Source organism: Arenicella xantha (assembly GCF_003315245.1).
In the GTDB taxonomy this organism is placed as follows: Bacteria; Pseudomonadota; Gammaproteobacteria; order Arenicellales; family Arenicellaceae; genus Arenicella; species Arenicella xantha.
In genome coordinates this window covers 177245-199140 of sequence record NZ_QNRT01000002.1, presented here as the reverse complement: position 1 = coordinate 199140, position 21896 = coordinate 177245, and the positions used below count along the sequence as shown (strand labels likewise).

20 protein-coding genes are annotated in these 21896 nt (G+C 44.6%); 12 read left to right on the top strand and 8 right to left on the bottom strand.

The window, feature by feature from the left end; all coding sequences use genetic code 11:
• Nucleotides 1-49: 49 nt before the first annotated feature.
• The 5 genes from DFR28_RS06790 (at nucleotide 50) to DFR28_RS06770 (ending at nucleotide 3789) form a co-directional block, all read left to right on the top strand.
• The gene (locus DFR28_RS06790; protein WP_113953591.1) at nucleotides 50-244 is read left to right on the top strand and encodes a helix-turn-helix transcriptional regulator; all 195 of its coding nucleotides are present in this window, start codon (nucleotides 50-52) and stop codon (nucleotides 242-244) included.
• Nucleotides 244-660: a DNA-binding protein gene (locus tag DFR28_RS06785; RefSeq protein WP_113953590.1), complete on the top strand. Its 417-nt coding sequence runs from the start codon at nucleotides 244-246 to the stop codon at nucleotides 658-660. The genes DFR28_RS06790 and DFR28_RS06785 overlap by 1 nt, the downstream gene beginning before the upstream one ends.
• Nucleotides 661-1048: 388 nt before the next feature.
• On the top strand, nucleotides 1049-1822 hold the full coding sequence (locus DFR28_RS06780; protein WP_245941739.1) for a tyrosine-type recombinase/integrase: 774 nt from the start codon (nucleotides 1049-1051) through the stop codon (nucleotides 1820-1822).
• Nucleotides 1823-1874: 52 nt separating this feature from the next.
• Nucleotides 1875-2324, top strand: a complete 450-nt coding sequence (locus DFR28_RS06775) for a GIY-YIG nuclease family protein (RefSeq protein WP_113953588.1) — start codon at nucleotides 1875-1877, stop codon at nucleotides 2322-2324.
• 673 nt (nucleotides 2325-2997) lie between these two features.
• Nucleotides 2998-3789 (top strand): hypothetical protein, encoded by a 792-nt coding sequence (locus DFR28_RS06770; protein WP_113953587.1) that lies wholly within the window; start codon nucleotides 2998-3000, stop codon nucleotides 3787-3789.
• Nucleotides 3790-4183: 394 nt separating this feature from the next.
• Here DFR28_RS06770 and DFR28_RS06765 read toward each other — a convergent pair whose 3' ends face one another.
• A complete protein-coding gene (locus DFR28_RS06765) occupies nucleotides 4184-6769 on the bottom strand; it encodes a delta-60 repeat domain-containing protein (protein WP_113953586.1) in 2586 nt (861 codons plus the stop codon).
• Between the two features lie 787 nt (nucleotides 6770-7556).
• Between DFR28_RS06765 and DFR28_RS06760 the strand changes: the two genes are divergently transcribed.
• The 4 genes from DFR28_RS06760 to DFR28_RS06745 all read left to right on the top strand — a co-directional run bounded on the left by DFR28_RS06760 (nucleotide 7557) and on the right by DFR28_RS06745 (nucleotide 14349).
• On the top strand, nucleotides 7557-7982 hold the full coding sequence (locus DFR28_RS06760) for a cupin domain-containing protein (protein ID WP_147250946.1): 426 nt from the start codon (nucleotides 7557-7559) through the stop codon (nucleotides 7980-7982).
• 377 nt (nucleotides 7983-8359) lie between these two features.
• Complete coding sequence (locus tag DFR28_RS06755; protein WP_211316917.1) at nucleotides 8360-10738, top strand: hypothetical protein; 2379 nt, start codon at nucleotides 8360-8362, stop codon at nucleotides 10736-10738.
• Entirely contained in the window at nucleotides 10735-12471 is a 1737-nt protein-coding gene (locus DFR28_RS06750) for a DUF1501 domain-containing protein (RefSeq protein ID WP_113953583.1), read from the top strand. The genes DFR28_RS06755 and DFR28_RS06750 overlap by 4 nt, the downstream gene beginning before the upstream one ends.
• An 84-nt stretch (nucleotides 12472-12555) precedes the next feature.
• Complete coding sequence (locus DFR28_RS06745; RefSeq protein ID WP_170132001.1) at nucleotides 12556-14349, top strand: PQQ-dependent sugar dehydrogenase; 1794 nt, start codon at nucleotides 12556-12558, stop codon at nucleotides 14347-14349.
• Nucleotides 14350-14629: 280 nt separating this feature from the next.
• Here DFR28_RS06745 and DFR28_RS06740 read toward each other — a convergent pair whose 3' ends face one another.
• The 3 genes from DFR28_RS06740 to DFR28_RS06730 all read right to left on the bottom strand — a co-directional run bounded on the left by DFR28_RS06740 (nucleotide 14630) and on the right by DFR28_RS06730 (nucleotide 17057).
• On the bottom strand, nucleotides 14630-15022 hold the full coding sequence (locus DFR28_RS06740; protein ID WP_113953581.1) for a hypothetical protein: 393 nt from the start codon (nucleotides 15020-15022) through the stop codon (nucleotides 14630-14632).
• 9 nt (nucleotides 15023-15031) lie between these two features.
• Entirely contained in the window at nucleotides 15032-16387 is a 1356-nt protein-coding gene (locus DFR28_RS06735; RefSeq protein ID WP_113953580.1) for a TolC family protein, read from the bottom strand.
• Nucleotides 16388-16625: 238 nt separating this feature from the next.
• Nucleotides 16626-17057, bottom strand: coding sequence for a transposase (locus tag DFR28_RS06730; protein WP_113953579.1), 432 nt, complete (start codon nucleotides 17055-17057; stop codon nucleotides 16626-16628).
• 96 nt (nucleotides 17058-17153) lie between these two features.
• On the opposite strand from DFR28_RS06730, the gene DFR28_RS19635 reads away from it, so the two are divergent.
• Both DFR28_RS19635 and DFR28_RS06725 read left to right on the top strand, forming a co-directional pair.
• Nucleotides 17154-17291, top strand: a complete 138-nt coding sequence (locus DFR28_RS19635) for a hypothetical protein (RefSeq protein ID WP_170132000.1) — start codon at nucleotides 17154-17156, stop codon at nucleotides 17289-17291.
• Complete coding sequence (locus DFR28_RS06725) at nucleotides 17292-18263, top strand: hypothetical protein (RefSeq protein WP_113953578.1); 972 nt, start codon at nucleotides 17292-17294, stop codon at nucleotides 18261-18263.
• A gap of 641 nt (nucleotides 18264-18904) precedes the next feature.
• Here DFR28_RS06725 and DFR28_RS19835 read toward each other — a convergent pair.
• Together DFR28_RS19835 and DFR28_RS19830 are read right to left on the bottom strand one after the other, a co-directional pair.
• Nucleotides 18905-19426 carry a hypothetical protein gene (locus DFR28_RS19835; protein ID WP_211316916.1) on the bottom strand — a complete coding sequence of 174 codons (522 nt, stop codon included), beginning with the start codon at nucleotides 19424-19426 and terminating at the stop codon, nucleotides 18905-18907.
• A gap of 69 nt (nucleotides 19427-19495) precedes the next feature.
• Nucleotides 19496-19750 (bottom strand): transposase, encoded by a 255-nt coding sequence (locus DFR28_RS19830; RefSeq protein WP_211316915.1) that lies wholly within the window; start codon nucleotides 19748-19750, stop codon nucleotides 19496-19498.
• A gap of 123 nt (nucleotides 19751-19873) precedes the next feature.
• On the opposite strand from DFR28_RS19830, the gene DFR28_RS06715 reads away from it, so the two are divergent.
• Entirely contained in the window at nucleotides 19874-20776 is a 903-nt protein-coding gene (locus DFR28_RS06715; RefSeq protein WP_113953577.1) for a hypothetical protein, read from the top strand.
• 387 nt (nucleotides 20777-21163) lie between these two features.
• Here DFR28_RS06715 and DFR28_RS19825 read toward each other — a convergent pair whose 3' ends face one another.
• Nucleotides 21164-21388, bottom strand: a complete 225-nt coding sequence (locus tag DFR28_RS19825; RefSeq protein ID WP_211316914.1) for a hypothetical protein — start codon at nucleotides 21386-21388, stop codon at nucleotides 21164-21166.
• A complete protein-coding gene (locus DFR28_RS06710; RefSeq protein ID WP_211316913.1) occupies nucleotides 21385-21804 on the bottom strand; it encodes a transposase in 420 nt (139 codons plus the stop codon). The genes DFR28_RS19825 and DFR28_RS06710 overlap by 4 nt, the downstream gene beginning before the upstream one ends.
• Nucleotides 21805-21896: the final 92 nt, after the last annotated feature.

Below are 21896 nucleotides of genomic sequence, written 5' to 3'. Positions count from 1 at the left end.
ATTACACATAGCCTTACAGTCATCCTAATTACCTTTATGAGGTTCAACGATGACACACAAAATACTAAGGCTTCCCGATGTTAGAGAAATTACTGGTTTATCTCGTAGCAGCATCTATTTACGTATAGCAAACAGCGAGTTCCCAAAGCCAATTTCTTTGGGCGGGCGAGCGGTGGGCTGGCTAGAAAGTGATATTCAGAATTGGCTTGTCGAGAGAATTGAAGGCAGCAGGGAGGTAGGGTAATGGCTAAACGCTACAATCCAAATCTAGCAAAAATTCACTATAGCTATTCCGTTGCAGAGATCGCCACGCTCTTTGGTGTTTTCAAAGGCACTGTGCGGGCATGGCTAAAAGATGGATTGAGGCCGATTGATGGCTTGCGCCCAATCTGCGTGCAAGGTCAACAATTAAGGGATTACTTAAAGACCAAAAACAAGCGATTGAAGCAGCCTTGTGAGTTACATGAGCTGTACTGCTTGAAATGCCGACAACCACGAACACCTTACGGCGATATGGTCGAATTTGCTCCAATAAACCAAACTACCGGGAGATTAGTCGCAATTTGCTCTGTGTGCGAAACCCTGCTCAATAAGATCTCCAGCGTAAATACTTTGCCTGAACTTCGACGTAAATTGGAGGTGACTGTAAGAGAGGCCTAAAACACATAGGTAGGTAATACCAACCCCCTTAATACAGTTACTTTTACTAAGAGATAAATACACCATGAAACACAATGCAAAAAACGAGCGTATCAAGCGTCAATACTTCACATTTCTAAGCGATGCCAAGGGCCAAAACTCCGCCACTGTCGATGGCGTCGCGATGGCTCTTAGTCGGTTTGAGGATTACATAAAAAACGGTGATTTTAAGAAGTTTCATTACCAACAGGCAAAAGGCTTTAAAGCCCACTTAGCAAAACAACTCAATAAGTCGACCGGTAAACCACTTAGCAGGTCTACACTACACACTACGCTCAGGCATGTTAAATCATTTTTTCAGTGGTTGTGCCAGCAAACTGGATATAAGTCTAGTCTTCAATATGGTGATATGGAATATTTCAACCTATCAACCAAAGACGCCCGAATAGCCACGACTCGTCGTGAAAAGCTAGCGCCAACCATAGAACAAATTCGGCACGTTCTCGATTCGATGGAAGTAAGCACGCCTATACAGCGTCGAAATAGGGCGCTTATAGCCTTCACGCTATTGTCAGGCGCTCGTGATGCCGCGATAGCATCAATGAAGTTGAAGCACGTCGACTTGGCAGGTCAGCGTGTAATTCAGGACGCAAGAGAAGTCGATACCAAGTTTAGCAAATCCTTTACTAGCTACTTCTTCCCTGTGGGTGAGGATATTATCGGGATTGTGGCCGATTGGATTAACTACCTGAGGTCTGAGGCGCTGTTCGGCAACGATGACCCCTTATTTCCTAAAACTAGAATGATTGTAAACGAACAACAGCAGTTTGAAGCAAGTGGCCTAAAAAGAGAGCACTGGACAACAACTAATCCAATTCGCGATATTTTCAAAGAGGCATTCACTCAAGCCGATTTAGATTACTTCAATCCTCATAGTTTTCGGGACACTCTTGCCTCACTTGGCGAACAGCGTTGTAACACTGTTGAACAATTCAAGGCATGGAGCCAAAATCTTGGGCATACGAAGGTTTTGACTACCTTCATGAGTTACGGTGAGGTGCAACCTCAAAAACAATCGGAAATTTTTGAACAATTTAGAAACCCGCAGGCTGAAGAGCCGAACCATGTTCAGGAGTTGGCGAGAGCAGTTGCGCTGGAAATAAGAAATCAGAGCGTTGTTTGAGCTGGGGATTCGCCATGCTAGTATTTTGATTTTACTATGAGGTGGATAATTGATGACTTTAGATGATTTAGATGCAGCCGTTGATATTTATTGTGAGACTTATAGACATTCGAGTTTAGAGGCGTTTAAAAGGAGCGAGCTGATTGATCTCTTTCCTGAGAAATCGGGCGCATCTAGTCTTGTTGGTTCTACATGGGTTGATCCATGGCCGTACCTTGATGAGGCGGGTGTCTATGCTTTTTTGACATCGAGCCTTGAAGTTTTCTATATCGGCAAAGCATCCATGGGAAATGGGCTAGGCTATAGAGTGAATAGTTATTGCACTTATGCAGACAAACTTAGAACTACCTGCAAACTTAGACATGAATGGGAGAACTTTGACGTTAGATATGTTTACATGATTGTGGTGCCAGATACCTCAAGATTCGAAGCCCCCGCGCTTGAGGAGTACCTGTTAAGCAAGATTAAAACGGTAGCTAATAAGAATGGTCTAGCGCCCTAACTCCTTAGGTTCTGTCTACGATGAATTGGCAGGGGTAGCTCTGCCGCGCTGTGGTGATCTAGCTGGTGAATTTTGAAGTGACTTTACATACATGGAGTATGCGGTACACCTCTGTACTCTCGAGCTTATTGAAGACGCTTACTAGGTTTTTTATGTATAGACAGCTGGAACTTTTAACCACTAAATTATCTCATAAAAGCGGTTGTATAAAATTATTTGGGGGTATAAATGGGGGTAGTTTGCATATATGTTGTTGGAATATTTAATTTAATCAATGTGTTGTGGAAGTCATGTTGGTGCGGCCCCGGCACCATTTAAATTCCTTAAAAAAACAATGATTTAGATAATTTTTCAATATTTTCTTAACTCCAGTCTGTCGATGCATTTCTGTTACGTAGACGCAATGTAGACATTGGGAAGGTGCTTTATGATTCTAGAAACCAACCGTATTCGGAATTGCAGAGTACATGCATATGATTTCCGCGTAAGGTCATCCTCCGAACTAACTGGATGTGGATATGCACTGTAGAGCAGAAATTGACTTTTTGCATGGTCAGAAACATACTCATTTCGGCCATCCATTGATTTGAGGCTATAGCTGCCCCGAGTCGGTGAAATTATATTCTCACTGCAGAAGCACGATCACAAACTAGCTAGTGAAGAGGACTTTGAAATGTTAGGACACAGCCCAAACGTGAAATCAGATCAAGATTATTATGTCTCAAAGTATTCATTGGCTGCGTTGACTCCAAACCATGTACTAAGCCAATTTACAAGATCCAAGAGGCGTAACCTTATCCTTGGGATATCCGTGAGCCTAGCGCTTTTGTATTTGGCGACCTTGGATCCAAAGTTAGAGCTGTCGTCAATACTGTTTATAAAGTTTAGTGAACCGCTGAGGGATTTGAACCCCGTTTTCTGGATGATGGCGATCTTTATCGCATACTTCGAACTATCATTTTTGTTTGATTTTTATTCGGATATTAAACGGATTATGGTGAGCATCGATGGATTAAGATTTTATAGAATTGTGCCTAGGAGTGACTGGGTTCGGAAAACTGATCAATTTGATTTTGGTGATCGTGAAGAGTGCGTCATCCGTTTAAAGGGTTTGAACCCCGATGCAGCCATCGGCGATAAGCGTGTCGAGGTGGAAACGGGCGTGACAGTTCTGGTAAGTGATTTGTATCTCACTAAAAGTATGAGCAAGCGTGCTGAATGGGCTGTTCGTTTAAGAAAGATGGAAGCGGGTGGGACATCGGGACAGTCTACATGGAATGTAATTAGTGATGAAGCCATGACTTCAGAAGAATCAACTTATATAACAAAAGCTCGATCGGAATGGAGTAAAAAGGTAATGAAAAGATACCGAAAAAAACTATATGGAAGCCTTTTGTGGTGGTATGAAATTTTTCTTCCTTTAGTCGTAGGGCTGATGACATTGGTTTATCTGCTCAAGACATAATGATTTAATTGATTAAAGCGTTCTCTTTGTGTTCACCGGTTGGTTAGCTCTTAACTGACCGCTTTGGGCAAAAAATCGACTTTCATAGAGCAGTGAAACCTCCTTACATACTTCGCTAGATCGGGTTTGAAATTCTGCATATCGTGCATACAGTTATTGTCAGAACTCCAAGGTATCAAAGATAGCGTTGCGGTCGTGCGGAGCGATGAATACGCTCCTGCATCGACCCCTTCGCTATCACCTTGCTTTCTTTAGGTCATCTTCCATCTGACCTTTCCCCAAACTTAGTACCAATTCTCGGGTGAGATAATTCATTTTATGCTGTTTTGCTAGCGAATGGGCTCATGTCCGGTATGGGCTAGAAAGCCGACTGTCAGAGCTCGCTATAACCTCATCATAAACAAATCATTGCAATTTTTGCATTACTTGCAATGATTGGAAAACACATGGAGTCATCAGGGAGTGGTTCTAAATAAAATATTTTTTCACTGTGCAAACTAGAACCACGACTACTTTTTCGGGTGCCATAACTACCCATGCCATGTAATGAAAATAGCCGTTCTTCAGGTAATGAGATTCCACTTATTTGCCAACCGCCATCAACAGGGGTGGCTAACCCTAGGTCTTCAACATTACCATCGTCTAAAAACTCAATCATAAATCGCACGTCGCTCAATTCAGGCCCTGATCCAGTTCGATGCCAGAAAACTGAACCTTCGTCCTGAAGTACATCAAGACTCTGTTGCGCTGGTGTGCCAGGCGTTAATCGAGCTAAATTTTCTCTATTATTAGCCCCGATTTGTGAGAAGTTTCCACCGATCAAAATCTTGCCGTCGTGTTGCGACAAAATTGAAGATATAGTCTCATTGCCTTCAGCCGTGTTATCGACATTGGGGTCAAAATTTGGGTCAACCGATCCATCTGGAAATAGCCTAGCAAGCATGCTTCTTGACGTACCTCCAATGCTTGAAAAGCGCCCGCCGACTAGAATCATACCATCGGGTTGAATAGACAGAGCTGTCACCGACATATCGACATCAGGGTCGAAGGTCATATCAAGGCTGCCATCTATATCAAATCGAGCTAAACGGTTCCTGGCAATTCCTCCAACAGAGTTGAATCTACCGCCGACTACAACCATTCCATTTTTCTGAACAGCCATAGTATCAATACTAAATATTGATGGAGAGGTAAATGACGTATCTAAGCTTCCATCCGGATTCAGCTGTGCAATCCCGGAAACGGGCTGTCCCCCTATATTCGATAGCCCCCCAATTACCAACATTTTGTCATCATCTCTGACATGGACGCCAGAAACACTGTTATTTATATTTGGATTGAATGCGCCATCAATACTGCCGTCGGCATTCAACCGGGCAATGCTGTGCCTCTCAACACCACCGATATGTTCAAAACGGCCAACTACGATTATCTTTCCATCTCTCTGTAGGCCAAAGCCAAGCACTGAATTATCTGCATTTGGATCAAACATTGGATCTAGATCACCGTTCGGTAAAAGCCTAGCAATGTTTGTTCGTGTCGTCCCATCTACACTTTCAATATTTCCACCAATCAAAATCCTTCCATCAGGCTGTATAGCCGTAGTAAAAACAAAACCACTGACATTTGGATCGCTAAAAGTGGAATCTATGGTTCCGTCTTGATTAACTCTCGCGACCCTGTCCTTTGTAATCCCACCAATGCTTGAAAAATTTCCTGCCACGATTATTTTACCGTCGCCTTGCACAGCGAGGTCATGCACACTGCTATTTGTATCGGCAATAAGGTCTTGGTCTACGATGCCATTTGGATAGAGCCTGGCTATATAAGGTCGACTGTAGCCATTCACGCTATTAAAATGACCGGCAGCAAGAATATTGCCATCGCGTTGTAGTGCTAGGGCCAACACATCACCGTCTGCATTAGGAACAAAACTGCTATCAAGAAATCCCGAGTTAGTGATTTTGGCAATATGATTCCGCGCGGTGACCCCAACGCCTGGTTTAAAAACAGAGTTGAACATGCCTCCGATAATAATGGCGCCGTTGTCTTGTATTGCTATGCTTCTAACTTCATCGTCGGGCTGTAGATCGAAACTAGCATCCAGTAAATCGTTGTCATTTATTCTAGCTAACCTTTCTCTAATAGCGCCGAAAACTTGGGTAAAGCGACCACCAATAATGATGCTTCCATCAATCTGACGCTGCATTGCGAATACATCATCATCTAAGTTTGCATTCAGCTGATGGTCTAGAGAACCGTTTGCATTAAGGCGTGCTAAACCGCGTCTACTTTCACCATTAACGGTGCTGAATTCGCCCGCGATCAGTGTTTTTCCATCGGGTAGTTGAATTATGCTTCGCACGGCGCCATCGGTAGTTGCTTGAAACGTTGAATCAATGCTGCCGTCCATATTTAGACGCGCAATATTATTATTCAAAACACCGGCAATACTGCTAAATAAACCACCTACCATAATTTGTCCATTCTCTAGAAAAGCAAATGAACCAGTGGCACCTTCCGCACCTGGATTAAAACTTAAATCGAGTGTGCCATCCGCATTCAACCGAGCAATGCCCGCGCGCTCAACACCACCAACACTAGTGAATAAGCCTCCGATAAGTATTTTGTTATCTGCTTGTACAGCAACGCCGAGTATTGGCGCGTCTGCACCTGGGTTGGTGGTAAGGCTGCCGTCAGGGTGGAGCCGCACTAAACCAGGTCGCGAGAAGCCGTTTATAGTCGAAAACGCTCCACCGAGCACAATGGTAGCGTCGTGCTGTATGGCAATTGAATTTATTGTGTAGTTCGCGAATGCTTGAAAGCCGTCTTCAGCATCACCGCCAGATAGAGCGTGTACCGAACAATTAATCGTCAGCGCTAGAAACACTGCCATTAGCCTTATCGCTTGATGTGTCTGTCTAAAGACCCAAGTCGATGGCAGCATGTCGATCCAATTATCAATATCGTAATTTTTCAAGTTAATTCAAATTGTTGTAAGTTAGGGGAAGTGAGATATGTCATTCAATAATGGCTCCAGTGAAATGCTGTTTGAGCTGCAAACAAACAACAGCCAGCGCTGCGATGTAGATAGACCAGAATTTATCCTAGCGCAGTCATTTACCCTGTACATGAGTATAGGTACCTATTTTTCAAATCGACGGTGAGGTTCCCTGTCTGTCAATTTCTATGGGTGAGCCGTCCTACCAATTTGGCGAAAAGTAGGGTGAGTTAATAGAAATGGACAGCCATCCTAAAGACATCCTGAAGAGGACAGCCACACTAAAGAAAAGTCGACTCCCCATCCACTCGTCTAATTTCGCAATATTTTTGAGCTTAGTTTGGGATTTTATGAGCGCAAGCAACGCGAGGGCTAAAGAAATTATGGCGTTGAAGAGCCGATGAAACTAAGGGTTTTGACACCAAAATAGACTACGTCATAAGTCGTTCTAGTGGAGCTGGCTTTTATGCACGGCTATTTATCATGCGATAATAAAACTAAGTAGTGGGAGGAATTGGATGTTTGGCGCACTTAAGAGTAGACCAAGTGTGATATATGCATTTTTGATTACAGGTTTGGGTATGTCTATTTCCACCTTTCTCAGTCAAGCTGAATGACGGTGGGCTAAGGAGACAGATTGGTATAGCTAAGTTTATGGATAGGTTTATGGATAATGAACTTAGCTGACGTTAAATTCAAAGGAATGTGTTGTCGGGTTGGAGCTTGGTTTTGTCTAAGTTTTACCAATTAATAAGGAGATATTAAAATGTTTAATCCAAACCAATCGACACTCGCGAGTTGTATTGAAAATATACTATCGATGCAAAAGGAAGCAGGCATCAATTCTCGCGAAATCGTGCACTCTCGTCAGCCTAAGATTAGAAAGTTAATGTACAAAGCGCTAGCGGTAGATAACGTTCCAAAGGGATTCACCAAAACCTTACTACCGGTGTATTTCGAGTCTGCATCAACAATGTATATTTCGTCCGGAGCGCCTTATACCAAGGTGCCGAAACACAGCCATGATGAGGGCGCTGGTATCCGGTTTATGATAAGTGGGTCTATCCATTTCGGGGATGTCGAATTAACTCAAGGTGACTGGATGTATATTCCTGCCGGCGCTGGTTATGAGTTTGAGGTGGGACCGCAGGGCGCAACAATGTGTTACTGCTATCAGTGTAGTTGTGCGTAGTGCTTAGCAATAGCTAAGTTTTTTAAGCCCCAGAAATCGTTGTTAGCTACATTTTCTGGGGCTTATTTTTTACCTGCTATTAAGGAGTGTAGAAATGGATGCGCACTCCAGCAAAGTCGATTTCTATTTTTGTTTGACTAGCTCAGGTTTCAGACAAAACTCGATTCTTTCAAAGTTAGTCGTGTGGGAATTTTCAATAACACCGCTAAAATGATACAGAGGTAGTCATGTGTCTAGCTATGTGTGTGTGACTAAAAAGCATGTGTCCAGCAACGTTGATTAGGCGTTGCTTTCGTTAATGCTCCCAGCATAAAGTCGGCTACAATTGTCGTATGATAATAATACTTAATAATTCGACTTCATTAGTTTCAAAACTATTGAAAATCAGGGTCAAACTGTTGTCGGTGTTTCTAGTTTGGGGGTTGAGTCTGTTTTCTCCAAGCGGTTTTGCTCATGCCGCGGCTGATGCGAAAGGCTATATGCCGGCAATCTTATCATTGCTCATAAACGATGAGACTATTTCGGTTACTCCAACGGCTTCGCTCAACGTGCTCGATGCAAACGTGTACACCGTGGACGAGCCATATTCTAAGGTATTTCCGGAGTCAAATGAGTCCGCCGTTTTTTGTTTTGCCTATTCTTTAAATCAGAGTAATGATCCGAGCGCTTTCGTACTGACATTGAATGGCGTTGAACAGGATGCATTTTTGCTAAAAGGAGAGGGCGAGTACTGCATTCAGTTAGACGCTAGTTTGTTGGTAGGCTCTAATAGCGTGGTGCTGGAAAATCAATCAGAGACTAGCGGCACGATTACTAATGTTGATCTAGTAACACAGCAATTCGATTTGCAGTTGCCGCGGCTTAACCGCCTTGATTGGGACGTTCGAGCTGTTCGCAAAGTGTTGAAGCTATTCGCTTTTGGCGGGCAAGCCTTCGACAGTCAAATTGTGGCTTGGGCGAATATGTTGCCCGAAGTAGCGATCCAAGAGATGTTGAACTTTGACGAACATAACTCAAAGCTTTCGCCGCTAATCCCTGGGGAACGTTACCCTGAAGCTGCAACTCAGTTTGCTTCGTTGGTGGAATTCGCCGACAACTACATGGGGCTAGAGTCGTTTCCTAACCTACCTATGGATTACAGTGTTCGTAACCACTTTAGGCTGCTGGGTCAAAATCTAGAAGAAAGCTTCTACATTATGTCTACTATTAGAGGCCTAAACCCGTTCCGGCAGCGCATTGGGTTTTGGGAAACTAACTATCATTTGGCATTATCTCTAGACGCGACCGTGAGCACGACTCAGATGGCCCATTATTACGATGTCATTATGGAGGCGCATGAGTCTGGCGCTAGTTATGAACAAGTGCTTGCGCTGGCGGCTAAGACTTCGGCGGTGGCGGTTCAATACGGGCATGAAAACAGCGTTTTTTTTAATGGAATTTGTTTTTGTAATGATGATTTTGCGCGCGAGATTCACCAACTCTATTTTGGTATCTTTGGTGTTAGCGACCCGAGCTATCATGAAAATGTAACCATTAAGAACACTAGCAAGATGCTTACTGATATGTCAGTGGGGCCGGCAAATCCGCGGTTTGTTAACTTCGGCACTAACAGTCATCATGTTCCAACTCTAACTATCTTCAATCCATCCGACGTTTATGACACGCAGGTCTCTGGTGCGAGTGCGTCAGAGAAAATCGATAACTTGATGATGCGCTCTATTGAGCATGTCGAGAGTCTTAAAAACTTGCCCGTTATGATTGTTGAAGGATTAGCTGATGACACGCTGAATGAAGACAAGAAAATTAGTTTGCGAGCGGCATGGCAAAGCATGGGCAGCAATAAAAATTTCCTAGAGTTCATCCGTGCGTACGCCACCTCATCGTTGTTGCACGACGAATTACAAAGTCGCTCGTTGACAAGCTTTGAGAGAGCTTTCTACAAAGCTAACCGTTTTAATATTGATAACATCGAAGCACTCTATTCATACCGCAACGGCGGCAGTGTTGGGCGTCCGCTTGATGATATAATTACTGATGATGAATTAGTCGATGTATTTAGGCCCGAGCACAATGTGTTTGGTGGGCAAACTCCCAAAGAAGCGGCTGACTCAGTAGCGATCTTTGCTAATAACTACAATCGCGCGACTGATCAGTCGCTGCAGTTCCGAAATGCCGCTTATTGTAATGATTGCGATGCTGGCGATAGCTGGGCAAAGGATTGGAGAAAAGTGATTCCTAGCGTCAATGGAACCTACCCAGCCGGGCATGTAGCCAGATGGTTGTGGGAGCATACGATAGGTGATTTGGACGATTATACAGACCTTGAAGAGGCGCATCTTTTGCCTCTATTAGCGGCTACGCGATACTACTCGATCAGCGATGACGTTGGACATAACGATCGTTTTTATGATCTAGCTTATCTGTTGTGCATGCGTGAAGACCGTATTGCCAATAATCAGAGTGTCGCGACAATCAACGATATTTTGTCAGACTTGAACTACTGTTCTCATCAAGGCGGGTATTCAACTCAGGAAAAAGAATGGCTAAATAGGCAGTTTACCACTAGCGAAATCAGTAACGATCCGACGATACAGGCATTGTTAGATCAGTTACACCAAACGGAGCTGCCATTAGGTAGCGAAGAAGGGCAGGTGAGCCGCTATGCAAATGAGCGTATTAACCATGCTCTATCATTCATATTTGCAACGCCATTCGTGTTTGGTGACGAGAACATTTCTTCGGAGGCTTCGCAATGAAACGTAGAGAGTTTATTCAAAGCCTCGCGGCTGCCTTAGCGGCTGCATCGCTTCCGTCATTTTCGCAAAGTGCCAGCGCTGCTGGTTGTGTTGGTAGTGGTTTTGAGCCTTTAAATCAACGAGCATTGATCAACATCATGTTAGGTGGTGGCCCAGATTTTCGTCACTTTATAGTGCCGGGTATGCCTGGGGTAGACGGCGTGCTGGTGCCAACCGAGCAGCGTTCTAGCTTTGCATATTTGTACTGGAAATATCGTTCACGTGCGCATCGTACCGAAGTTGCTCGTGGCGGCTTTGCATCGGATGACGCTCACCTTATTGCCCAAGAAGCCGCCTGGCGTGCACGCTGGAATGATCATTACGAACATTTTGATACAGCCACGTTTGCTACTACTGCCAATAATGTGGGAGATCCAATCTATGTTGGCCCCAGTTCCTCAACCACTGAGTTTGGAATTTGGCATGGTGCTGGCTGGCTGATCAGAATGTTTAAAGAAGGCAAGGTTGCTATCTGTGCAAATATGGTCGGCGCTACTCATCGCGCTCATGACCACGCGGTCATTCAATTAGATCAGGGAAACATACTTTCGAATGTCGATGACGGAGGTCGCTCTGGTTGGGGAGGTCGTCTTGCAACAGCGGCTGGCGGTGCCAGCGTCGCACTAACCGAGACACCGAGCCCTTTTACTTTTGGGCCAGTTACCTCACCTGTTTACGAGCCAAATTTGATCGACAATTCAAATTTAGTAGCGATTCGTAACTCACGTGATCTTGGTTTACGTGAGCACGATTTAGATCAAGACCAGTCAAATCGAGCCGACTTTGCGTTGGCTCGAACCCTCAAGAGTTACTACGGGTCGTTGCAGCAGGAAACCCTTAATCAACAGTATGATAAACCGTTAGCCCACGAGCAGCGGTTGCGCGTGTTGGGACAGCAAATGAGTACCCAGCTCAACTTCAATGTGCCTGATGAGATACGAGCTCTGTATGCTCCCACGTTAGATCGAAGCAAAGACCCAATGGGGAGCGCGGAAGAATTTCCAACCCATGACTTCAATGATGACGTTAACGGCGTTGCCAGGCATGTTTGTTTTGATCAAAAATGGGGCGAGCAAATTCGTAATTTATACGATGTACTGGCTGCAAACTGTTTGCTGGATTTGAAAGTAGCCTCGTTGCAATACACGCTCGAGTGGGACAGTCATTCGCAGCAAAGAAAGAACATGGATGTACCTGATTTGCAGGACCCATATATTAATCGTGGCATTGAAAGTGCATTTCAAGATGTGTTTGGTGGGCCGCAAGATGAGCTTGGTGCTGAATTGCATTACGGGCTATCGGCATTATGGAAACACTTAGACTCAACTACCAAGCAAAACCTCGTGTTTGTGGCGGCAGGAGAGTTTGGTCGCCAGATTAGAGATAATGGTGATTCAGGTACCGATCACGGTGCTGGGAATATTATGTTGGTATTTGGTGAATCAGTAAACGGTGGTGTTTACGGCGAATTGTTTCAAGATGACGAGATTGCTAAATACACCGACGCTGCATTATTCACGCCAGATATCACGCCGCGCACCGAGTTTGATCACTTATTTGCATCCGTATGTGAAGCGATTGCGCCAACGTCCGGAAGTGTAGTGTTCCCGCGTGTCGCGCCTGACTACACCGGCGAAGCGCCGATTCTTGAACAAGCGCAATTGTTTGATAATTTATTTAAAAGCAACGTTTAGGCTGTAACAACAAGTATGCGTGTTTGCTTTTGGCTAGTTGTTTGTATAGCGATTCAAGGTGTCAGCGCGGAAGGGGCATATGCCATGGGCTCATTTCTTGAGCGCTGGAATGCCCGCTATGCGCAATTCACGGACATTGGCGAATCCCAAGCAGCTTGCCAAATCTGCCATGTATCACCAGCGGGCGGTTCCACCAACGGCTGGAATAGTTATGGTTGGGAAGTCTTTGAATTGCTCGAGTCACGGCGACCCTTTGACGTGTCTGATTTAGACTATGCTTTTGATTTCGCTGGTTTAGAGAATTCAGATCAAAATCAGTCTGGCTCTAGTAATATTACCGAGGTTCAAGCCGGATACTTTCCTGGCTGGAGCGAGGGCTCGGTAAACAGCCATTATTTTGGATCGCCCAGTGGCTCACACTCTGTTGTGAATAATCAACTGCCACCAGCCAACCTGTCAGTGGCTCTGTTAGATCCTCCGGCTAAAATCTTAAATCCTAGTGTGCCTTTGACTCTATCCGGCGATGCCATCGAGCTGGCAGCAGAGAGCCGGCAGTCTGGTCTAAGTTGGCCACGTGGCTTGGTTGTTGAGGCAAGCCAGCCAAATGTGATTTTCATCGTAGATTTAAATGGTTTAATAACCCGCTTTGATACCTCCAATAATCAAGCCAGCGTATTTATCGACCTTGGTTTAGAGCTTGCTGAAAGGTTGTTAGTTGAAACAGATTTAAGCCAAGGAGTCTCTGAGCACGGTTTGCTCAATATGGTGTTTGCGCCAGATTACGCCACTAGTAAAAAGTTCTATACTTTTCATACCGAGCCGTTAAGCGCGGTACCGGTTGATTTCACCACCTTGCCCAATGGAGTTGACGCGCATCACAATAATGTCGTTACAGAATGGACAGTGCTTGCCCAATCAGATCTGGCAGTTACATCGTTTAGCTCTAGGACTCTGTTGCGCATAGCTCAGCCTCAGGCAGGTAACAATGGTGGTGCAATGCATTTCGATTCTACAGGCGCATTGCTTATAGGGTTTGGTGATGGTGGTGCGGAAGGCGATCAAGACCAAACTATTGAATTCAACGGATCAATCTTTCAGACCGTTAGAGGTCATGGAGAAGGTAATGCGAGTGATTTAAGCAACCCTCTGGGCTCAGTGTTGCGAATTGACCCACAAGGTCATACCGCGGCGAACGGGCAGTACAGCATCCCGTTTGACAATCCATTTGTGGGAGTCAGTGGCTTAGTTGAAGAGGTCTTTGCGTATGGCTTTAGAAGTCCGTCTCAAATTAGTCAAGACCCCAGTGGTGCTCTATTCGTTGTAGACCTCGGTGAGGTTGCTATTGATGAAATTAACTGGCTTAGCGCCGCACAGTTTTATGGCTGGAACCAAGCCGAAGGTACATACAGTTACAATTTTAATGGATTCTTAGATGACAGCTATCTTAGTAATCGAGACGCGCAAGCAAGCGATGAACCACCGGTACTCGCTATAGATCGTAGCCTAGGGCAGGGCGTTGTTCTGGAGGCGTTGAGTAAAGACAACACCACGTTAGCTGGGCAAGACTTCGATTGGTTGGTGGGAGTGCGAGACTCGATAGATTCTCAAAATAACCTAAAGTTGCTTGGTGTCGATTTCAATGGAGACTTAGATGAGTACCTGCTCACGCCAATAGAACTAAAGTTGGGTTCATCTTCAATCGAGATAATGCATTCAATTAAGGTTTTGGCAAACGGGCGGGTCTTTATTTCAGCCAATACCGACCGAGCTTCAGACTCAATGTCTGGTGTTATTTATGAGCTAGTAGAGCGGGATCAATCAATGTGTTTTATCATCAAGGTGGCTCACACAGGCGTTATTAGTCCAATCTGTTTATGATGTTTTGATTTAATCCTGCATCGCAAACCAAGTGCCTGCCTAAGCAGTTTTCTTCTTACATTGGCGTACTTGGAGGTACTGAGATGCGTCCCGCAGTTAGCGCGCTCTGATGGGCTTAGACTACACGAAAAGGTGTCAAGTCCAGCTAATAAGGCGCGCTGACAAAGGCGGTAAAACAATGCTCAGAGCTGAATTGACTAACAGCTCGCAACAAGCGATGGGTTTAACACCTAATTCAAATCACAGGTCGAAAAGACGTATTTCTTGTATCGAAATTGGGCTAATTAGTGATGTGCGAGACATCGCAGTTAACCTCATGGTCGTCAAATCTAGGCGTGATTAGCATGAACGGACCATGTTGCCCCAGAGTAACGCTACACGTGCGTTGATCAGTTTTATTCTGTAGCAATAGTTTCAATACCGCTTGCTGAGTCGGATGACGAGTGGTTACCGGCCAACCGTCACCTAACTGTCCATGCGCTATATTGGCGAGTAACTCTTTCGATTGCCCACTGCAGTCCAATGAGCTGCACTGAAAGAGCGTGATGTCGTCCTTGCCATGTCGATTGTCAACATTAAAGCTTAATGTTGACAATGCTTCATCGGCGGACGCAGTCGCCGCCGCGCAGAATAGCGTTACCGCAATCAATTTTTTAAGTTTTTGTCTATTCACAATGTCTGCTCACAACACCTGTTGCTCAAACAGTGATTCAATTTGCGGAACCGCGTCAGAGCTAAGTGATCCGGCTAGGCGGTGGGCAGCAACAAATTCGGTTAACACCTTATATTTGGCTTCGATTTGGTTTCGTCGGCTTTCTTCGTATAACAGTGCCGCGTCAATAGTACCGAGGTAATCTTGTTCGCCAACACTAAAACCTTTTACCGTTGCGTCAAGCACTTGCTTCCGAAATGTCATCATGTCGCGCTCAAGTGTTAAGCGAGCCAGCGCGTCTTGAAATGCGCCAGAGTGCGACAGTAATGTGCTGTTAACTCCTGCCAGCGCTTCGTTGAGGCGTTGCTCTTTGGCGCGTTGTAGAAACTTAATTTCTTGGACCTTATGTTTTGAATAACCGCCCTTGAATAGATCCCATTGTAAAACTATTCCCACCTCATAATCTTCAATACGGCTCGGGCCGCCGAATACCGTTTCGGCCGCATCATCGTATTCATATAACGCAACTAAATTGATTTTTGGCAAACGTTTTGCTTTTTCTTTCTTTGCTCTGGCCTTCAGTAATGCAATGTCGGTGTTCAAGCTAATGATATCCGCGTCAGATCTAGACAGTTGGTCTTCTGCTGGTATCGTCAGAGCATGTAGGTCGGCATTATCGGCTACGGTTGGAATCGCAGCTGCGCCACCTAAGAGTCGTGCGTCCATGAACGATCTTGCTCTTGCTGTATCTGAGTTACTTAGGTCGCGATTCTTTGTGGCATTAAGAAGATGCAGTTTGATTGTATTTAATTGGCCAGAAGTAATAAGCTTTAAATCGAGCTTTTTTTGCGCCGATTTATGTTCTCGTTCTAAATTGGTCAACGTTCGAGTGAATGATTCGTCAATTTCTTTGCCTTTCGCAATTTCCAGGTATGCAGCTAGCAATCCTGAAATGACTTGTTGGCGTTCGAAGTCGACTGTTTGGCTGGCAAATTCGGCGTAAACTTTTGCTTCGTCTAAGGCGCTGGTTTTTTCTCTATCGAATAGCGGCTGTTCGAGAATAGCCATATAGCGCCTATTATCAAAGGTGTTGTCCCCTGAAAGTATCAAGCTGTTCTGTTCTGCGCGAATCGACTGTCTGCGCTGAGCCTCGGTGCCGCTAATTCTTACCGATGGAAAAAGAGCGCTACGAGTGGCTTTTACTCTAGCATCCATCGCTTGTTTTTCGAGGTTGCCAACCGACTCTTCGGTAAGTTTTTGAACTTCGTTGTCAATCGCATCTTGCAATGCGCCAGCATGAGCCGTGGAGGCAAAATGAAATAGGGATGCAAGTAACGAAAACGATAATAGGAATGTTGTTTTTACAGGAATGTTATACAAGGTCATAGTCTCTGAGTTTTATTATTATATTGGCAGTATAGCCAGTCATTTTGGGCCCAAATAACTGTAACGAACAGCTGCCACTGATTGTATATTAAAAAACGTTCATAGTTACAGTTTAAGTTCTTGTAAACAGCGGTGGCTGTGTGTTTTGATTTGAGAACGAATTTGATCGCCTAGAATCTTTTTTGAAGCTGTCATAGTTTAACGGACACTTTAAATGTAAATAATAAGGACAGGCATGTTAATGAGCTTTCATGAACCAAGACAGGCTACATAGGCGCTCACGCCAAGTTTCGATGTCTCGATCAAGCACGGCTATTTGTGCGGGTAAAAGCGTGTCTCTGGTCAAATAGCATTGGGATAAGTAAGTTCCTTTAAAGAGCCTATGCCAGCGTCGAACCACTTCACATTTGCTCCATTGCGCGGCATCGTCTGGTCGCAAATGCACGACCACATGATAGTGATTACTCATGACGGCATACGCACAAAGCTTGATCGAAAAGATGGTCGCGACATGTTGCAATTTGGCCTCTAGCCATTGCCGACGATGTTCGTAATCGGTCTCAGTGTGTTGGTCGTAGCCACATAAAAAGGCCCGTCGAACGCACCGTGAAACGCAATGGTAATAGGGCGTGTCGGTAGCCGACACGAGCGTGTTGCGTGGTTGAGTCATTCCGTAACTGCAGTTTGTTTCCTTGTGTGACTAGAGTGACATTTTGGAAGGTGCTTTTCAAGTGTTACTATGCCTGTCCCTATTAGTCTTAGTCTGATGTCCACAGTTAAATCGGATAAAGTCGATTCGATTAATGTCGATGGGGCAGCACAACTATTAAATCAGCTCAAAATAAAAGGTTTTTCATTAGCTGAAGAGGCATTGCAAAATTTGAGAGAGGAAGGTTTAGAATAGATGAAGTACAAAGATGAAACCCAAATGACTGACGCTGAGTTTGATGCTTTGAGGTCAGAATGGATTAGAAAACAAATTGATAGTATCTCGTCTGTTCACCAAATTGATGGTATAGATGTATCCGAATCGCCCCAGTTCCTTGCTATACGCAGATTCTACGATTCTGGAGATGTATCGAATTATATTGGGGAGTTAGATGATTTGGGTATAGTACCTAGCTGGTCGACGGTTGCTAGTTACACTTTCAACAGGGATTTGGATTCGTATCTTAACAATATCTCCATTTTTTGGGATTGGGTACTTCAAAATACGACGGAAAGAGTTTTGAATCCGCACTTGTACAAAGGGGCGAGCTCTCCGGAGAATGGATACTTTTGGAGCGTGTTTCATACATTGCCATCCGGGCCTGTCGTGGATACGTCGATTACATTGAAATTATTCAGAATGATTTACGGTTCTGAATTTGTGGCTGTGAACGATTTTCCACTCAGTTTGGGTGTAAACGAATGGGTGCCTCAAATTTACATTGACCCAGTTGATACATTCGTCGGAATAATGATGCAGATAGAGCGTTACTTATTTGATCAAGACATTGATGATGGAGATATTGTCGTCTTACCTGATCTTAATTATTGGTATTCCCTTATTCCAGTTATCAAGAAGGACTACGTAACAAATAGTGGCGCTTTCAGCCTGAAGCATGATTTAGATCGATATTTGGAGGGGAAGATGACTGGAAACGAAAAAAAAGCGTTTGAGCAACAAGATGCAGTTCGGAGATTTTTAGGAAGTTTATTGGGGTATCACGTCAATTATGAATATACAGACAAGCTGGAACATCATGATATCGACGTAGAGCACCAGATTTTGAGTCATCTCGAATCAGTGGACTGGCCTCCAAATTACTACAGATTGATAGATTTCATTCACCGCCACAAGGAAGAAGCAATGAATGCGTCTGAAACCGATTAGCTATGTCTGAATCGACAACTCATTATGTCGTCAGTTTGAGCGACGTCAGCGCCAATGTTGACATCGCTATTGATCTTCTTTACAAACTGGTTCCAAGGAACTCACATTAGAGGCAGAACTACGCTGCCCCGTAATAGATCAAGCTCAATTCTCATTTGGAAGAATACAAAAATAATAATGGACAGCCACTCTAAAGAAGAACTGGTTGCCTACTTACACGTCTAATCTCATTCAATTTTTTAGTTCAATGTGGGGAATTGTGAAGTTATCTAGAGCAGCAACGGCCAAACTAAGTTGAATGCGTCAGCATGGTTAGATTTTCCAGATAAGAATAACAAGGATAGGCATGTTAAGGAGAGATATGAACTTGATTTTTCCGATAACGAATCGCAAGTAAATCTAGTTCTTTATAGCTCAAGACTCATATTTTCTGTGCTAAAACTCGAGTGATTTGGTCTTTTTGCAAAGTCTAGGCGAGTGCCATTCTCGCCACCGGCGATTGGGTCTCTAGAGGACTTTGTTAACGAATTAAAGCAGTGAATTTGTGGCGGGTATACGTTGATAGTGCCGATCTGAGTAAACTTGCCTTACCATGATCTCAGACCCAACCCATTGGCCGAACTGTTGTTCGAACTGGGTAGTCAAATTAGCCAAGCATCACGATCGAGTGTCAAGCGCTCAAGAATCGGTGGTGTTGACGGGTTTATGTAGCCACGTTTACCTTCACGAATAATTCTCCCCGTCCAATCAACCAGTTCAAGGTAGTCTCTTAACACAAAGGGTAAGCCTTTTTTCTCGGGATTAGATCCCGCGAATTCCTCAATGGAGCGACTCGGCTTTTGTTGATTTTTCAGAATGTCGACTCTGGCTTTTATACAGGTGTGGTCTGATGTCTCGGGCGTGGCAGCCATCTCCGCTCGAATCGGGTTCAGGTCAACGTAGGCCATACACGTAAGTAAAGCTCGCTTATCCAGCAGGGCCTGACTCTTAAATCGACTCTCCCAGAAATGGCCTGTACAGTTGTCTTCTATGTTGGCTTTTCTGGCTATCGATTCATTGACCACTTTCATGAAACAAGACAGGCTACATAGGCGCTCACGCCAAGTTTCGATGTCTCGATCAAGCACGGCTATTTGCGCGGGTAAAAGCGTATCTCTGTTCAAATAGCATTGGGATAAGTAAGTTCCTTTAAAGAGCCTATGCCAGCGTCGAACCACTTCACATTTGCTCCATTACGCGGCATCGTCTGGTCGCAAATGCACTACCACATGATAGTGATTACTCATGACGGCATACGCACAAAGCTTGATCGAAAAGACGGTCGCGACATGTTGCAATTTGGCCTCTAGCCATTGCCGACGATGTTCGTAATCGGTCTCAGTGTGTTGGTCGTAGCCGCATAAAAAGGCCCGTCGAACGCACCGTGAAACGCAATGGTAATAGGGCGTGTCGGTAGGCGACACGAGCGTGCTGCGTGGTTGAGTCATTCCGTAACTCCAGTTTGTTTCCTTGTGTGACTAGAGTGACATTTTGGAAGGTGCTTTTCAAGTGTTACTATGCCTGTCCCTATTAGTCTCATCCATCGCCGAATTAACAGAGGGTTCTGCACTATGAAATTTGTTAAGTTTATAGCAATATTTGGTTTGTCGATGATTTCACTTTCAGCTTGTGCGGCAGGTAAACTTGTTAACGTCAAGTTGCAGGTGGTCGATCAAGATCATCACCCCGTCGAAGGCGCTAAAGTTGATATGGGGTTTATGCTGAGCCAGGGAGGGAATTCTTACATAGGTTATACTGATACTGATGGAAAGGTAGAAGCAACGGAAAAAGGGATTTATGGGCAATCAATTTTGGTTACCAAGGAGGGTTATTACGATAGCGGCCACCGTACAGGTTATGGTGATCAGGATTTGACATTAGAGCTTCGCGAAGTTAAAAACCCGATTGCAATGTATGTAGCCAGACAGGAAGAAATTCAGAGTCTTATTGAAAAAAACCCAGCTAAGTCTATAGGCTATGATTTGCTTGCGGGGGACTTTACAGGGCCATTTGGTAAGGGCCATGTTTCTGATCTAATATTTTCGGGCAGTTATAATTATCAAAAGGCTTTTCAGCATAATTTTGAGTTAACAATAGAATTTGGCGGTGATCTAGACGGCCTTATTCCCTTTTACGTTACTGAAATGAGCAATAAATGGAAAAGTGATATCGAAAGTGAATATAAGTCCGCCTATCTCGCTCCGGCAACTGGGTATATAGGCCAGTGGAGTTTCTTAAGATCAAGAAGTGGGCCTGATTCAAAACCTATTAATACGTTCGATCAGAATCGCAACTACTACTTCCGAGTGCGCACCAAAATCGATGAAGACGGTAATATCGAATCAGCACATTACGGTAAAATTTATGGTGAGTTTCCAATGATTACTCATTACTTTAATCCCACGCCAAATGACCGAAATGTTGAATTTGATTTGCGCAAGAACCTCAAGGATGGAGTGATACTCAGACCCTAGATAGCGTAGTAGTCGGGACGAAAGGAACACTGTGGTTGGGGCAGGTAGATGCGGCCGTCGGGTTATTTGATCAATAATATGGCTTATTCACAAATGCAATCAAAGTATTCGGATTGCCGTGGCAAGGTGGTTCGACCGTACGGCGTTAATCGATAACATCGCTAATAGAGCAAGAGCAAGTATGAACAATTCGAATGAGCTTACGAGAGAAGCATTGGTAAATAGGAAGTCAAATGACTGCAAACAAACTAGGACGAATATGAGTACCTCACTAAATGCAAACCGAATAAGCTCATGAGCCGCGGCAGCAATCGCTTAACTTTTCAAGTCAGCAGATCCACTAGCGGATTGCTAGCTGGTGTAGCTGTACTTTTCACCCTATTCCACTCAAGTGCGTCGCTCGCCTCTGGCTTTTATACAGGTGTGGTCTGATGTCTCGGGCGTGGCAGCCATCTTCGCTCGAATCGGGTTCAGGTCAACGTAGGCCATACACGTAAGTAAAGCTCGCTCATCCAGCAGGGCCTGACTCTTAAATCGACTCTCCCAGAAATGGCCTGTGCAGTTGTCTTCTATATTGGCCTTTCGAGCAATCGATTCGTTCACCACTTTCATGAACCATGACAGGCTTGATAAGCGCTCACGCCATGTTTCGATGTCACGATAAAGCACCGCAGTTTGCGCGGGTAGTAGCGTATCTCTGTTTTATAGCATTGCGATAAGTAGGTTCCTCTAAAGAGCGTATGCCAGCGTTGAACCACCTCGCGGTTACTCCAGTGCGCGGCGTCGTCTGGCCGAAGATGTACGACCACATGGTAGTGGTTGCTCATCACGGCATACGCACATAGCTTGATCGAAAACACGGTCGCAACATGATGCAGTTTGGACTCTAGCCATTGTCGACGATGTTCGTAATCGGTCTCAGTGTGTTGGTCGTAGCCACATAAAAAGGCCCGTTGAACGCACCGTGAAACGCAATGGTAATAGGGCGTGTCGGTAGCCGACACGAGCGTGCCGCGTGGTTGAGTCATTCCGTAACTCCAGTTTGTTTCCTTGTGTGACTAGAGTGACATTTTGGAAGGTGCTTTTCAAGTGTTACTATGCCTGTCCCTATTAGTCTTCG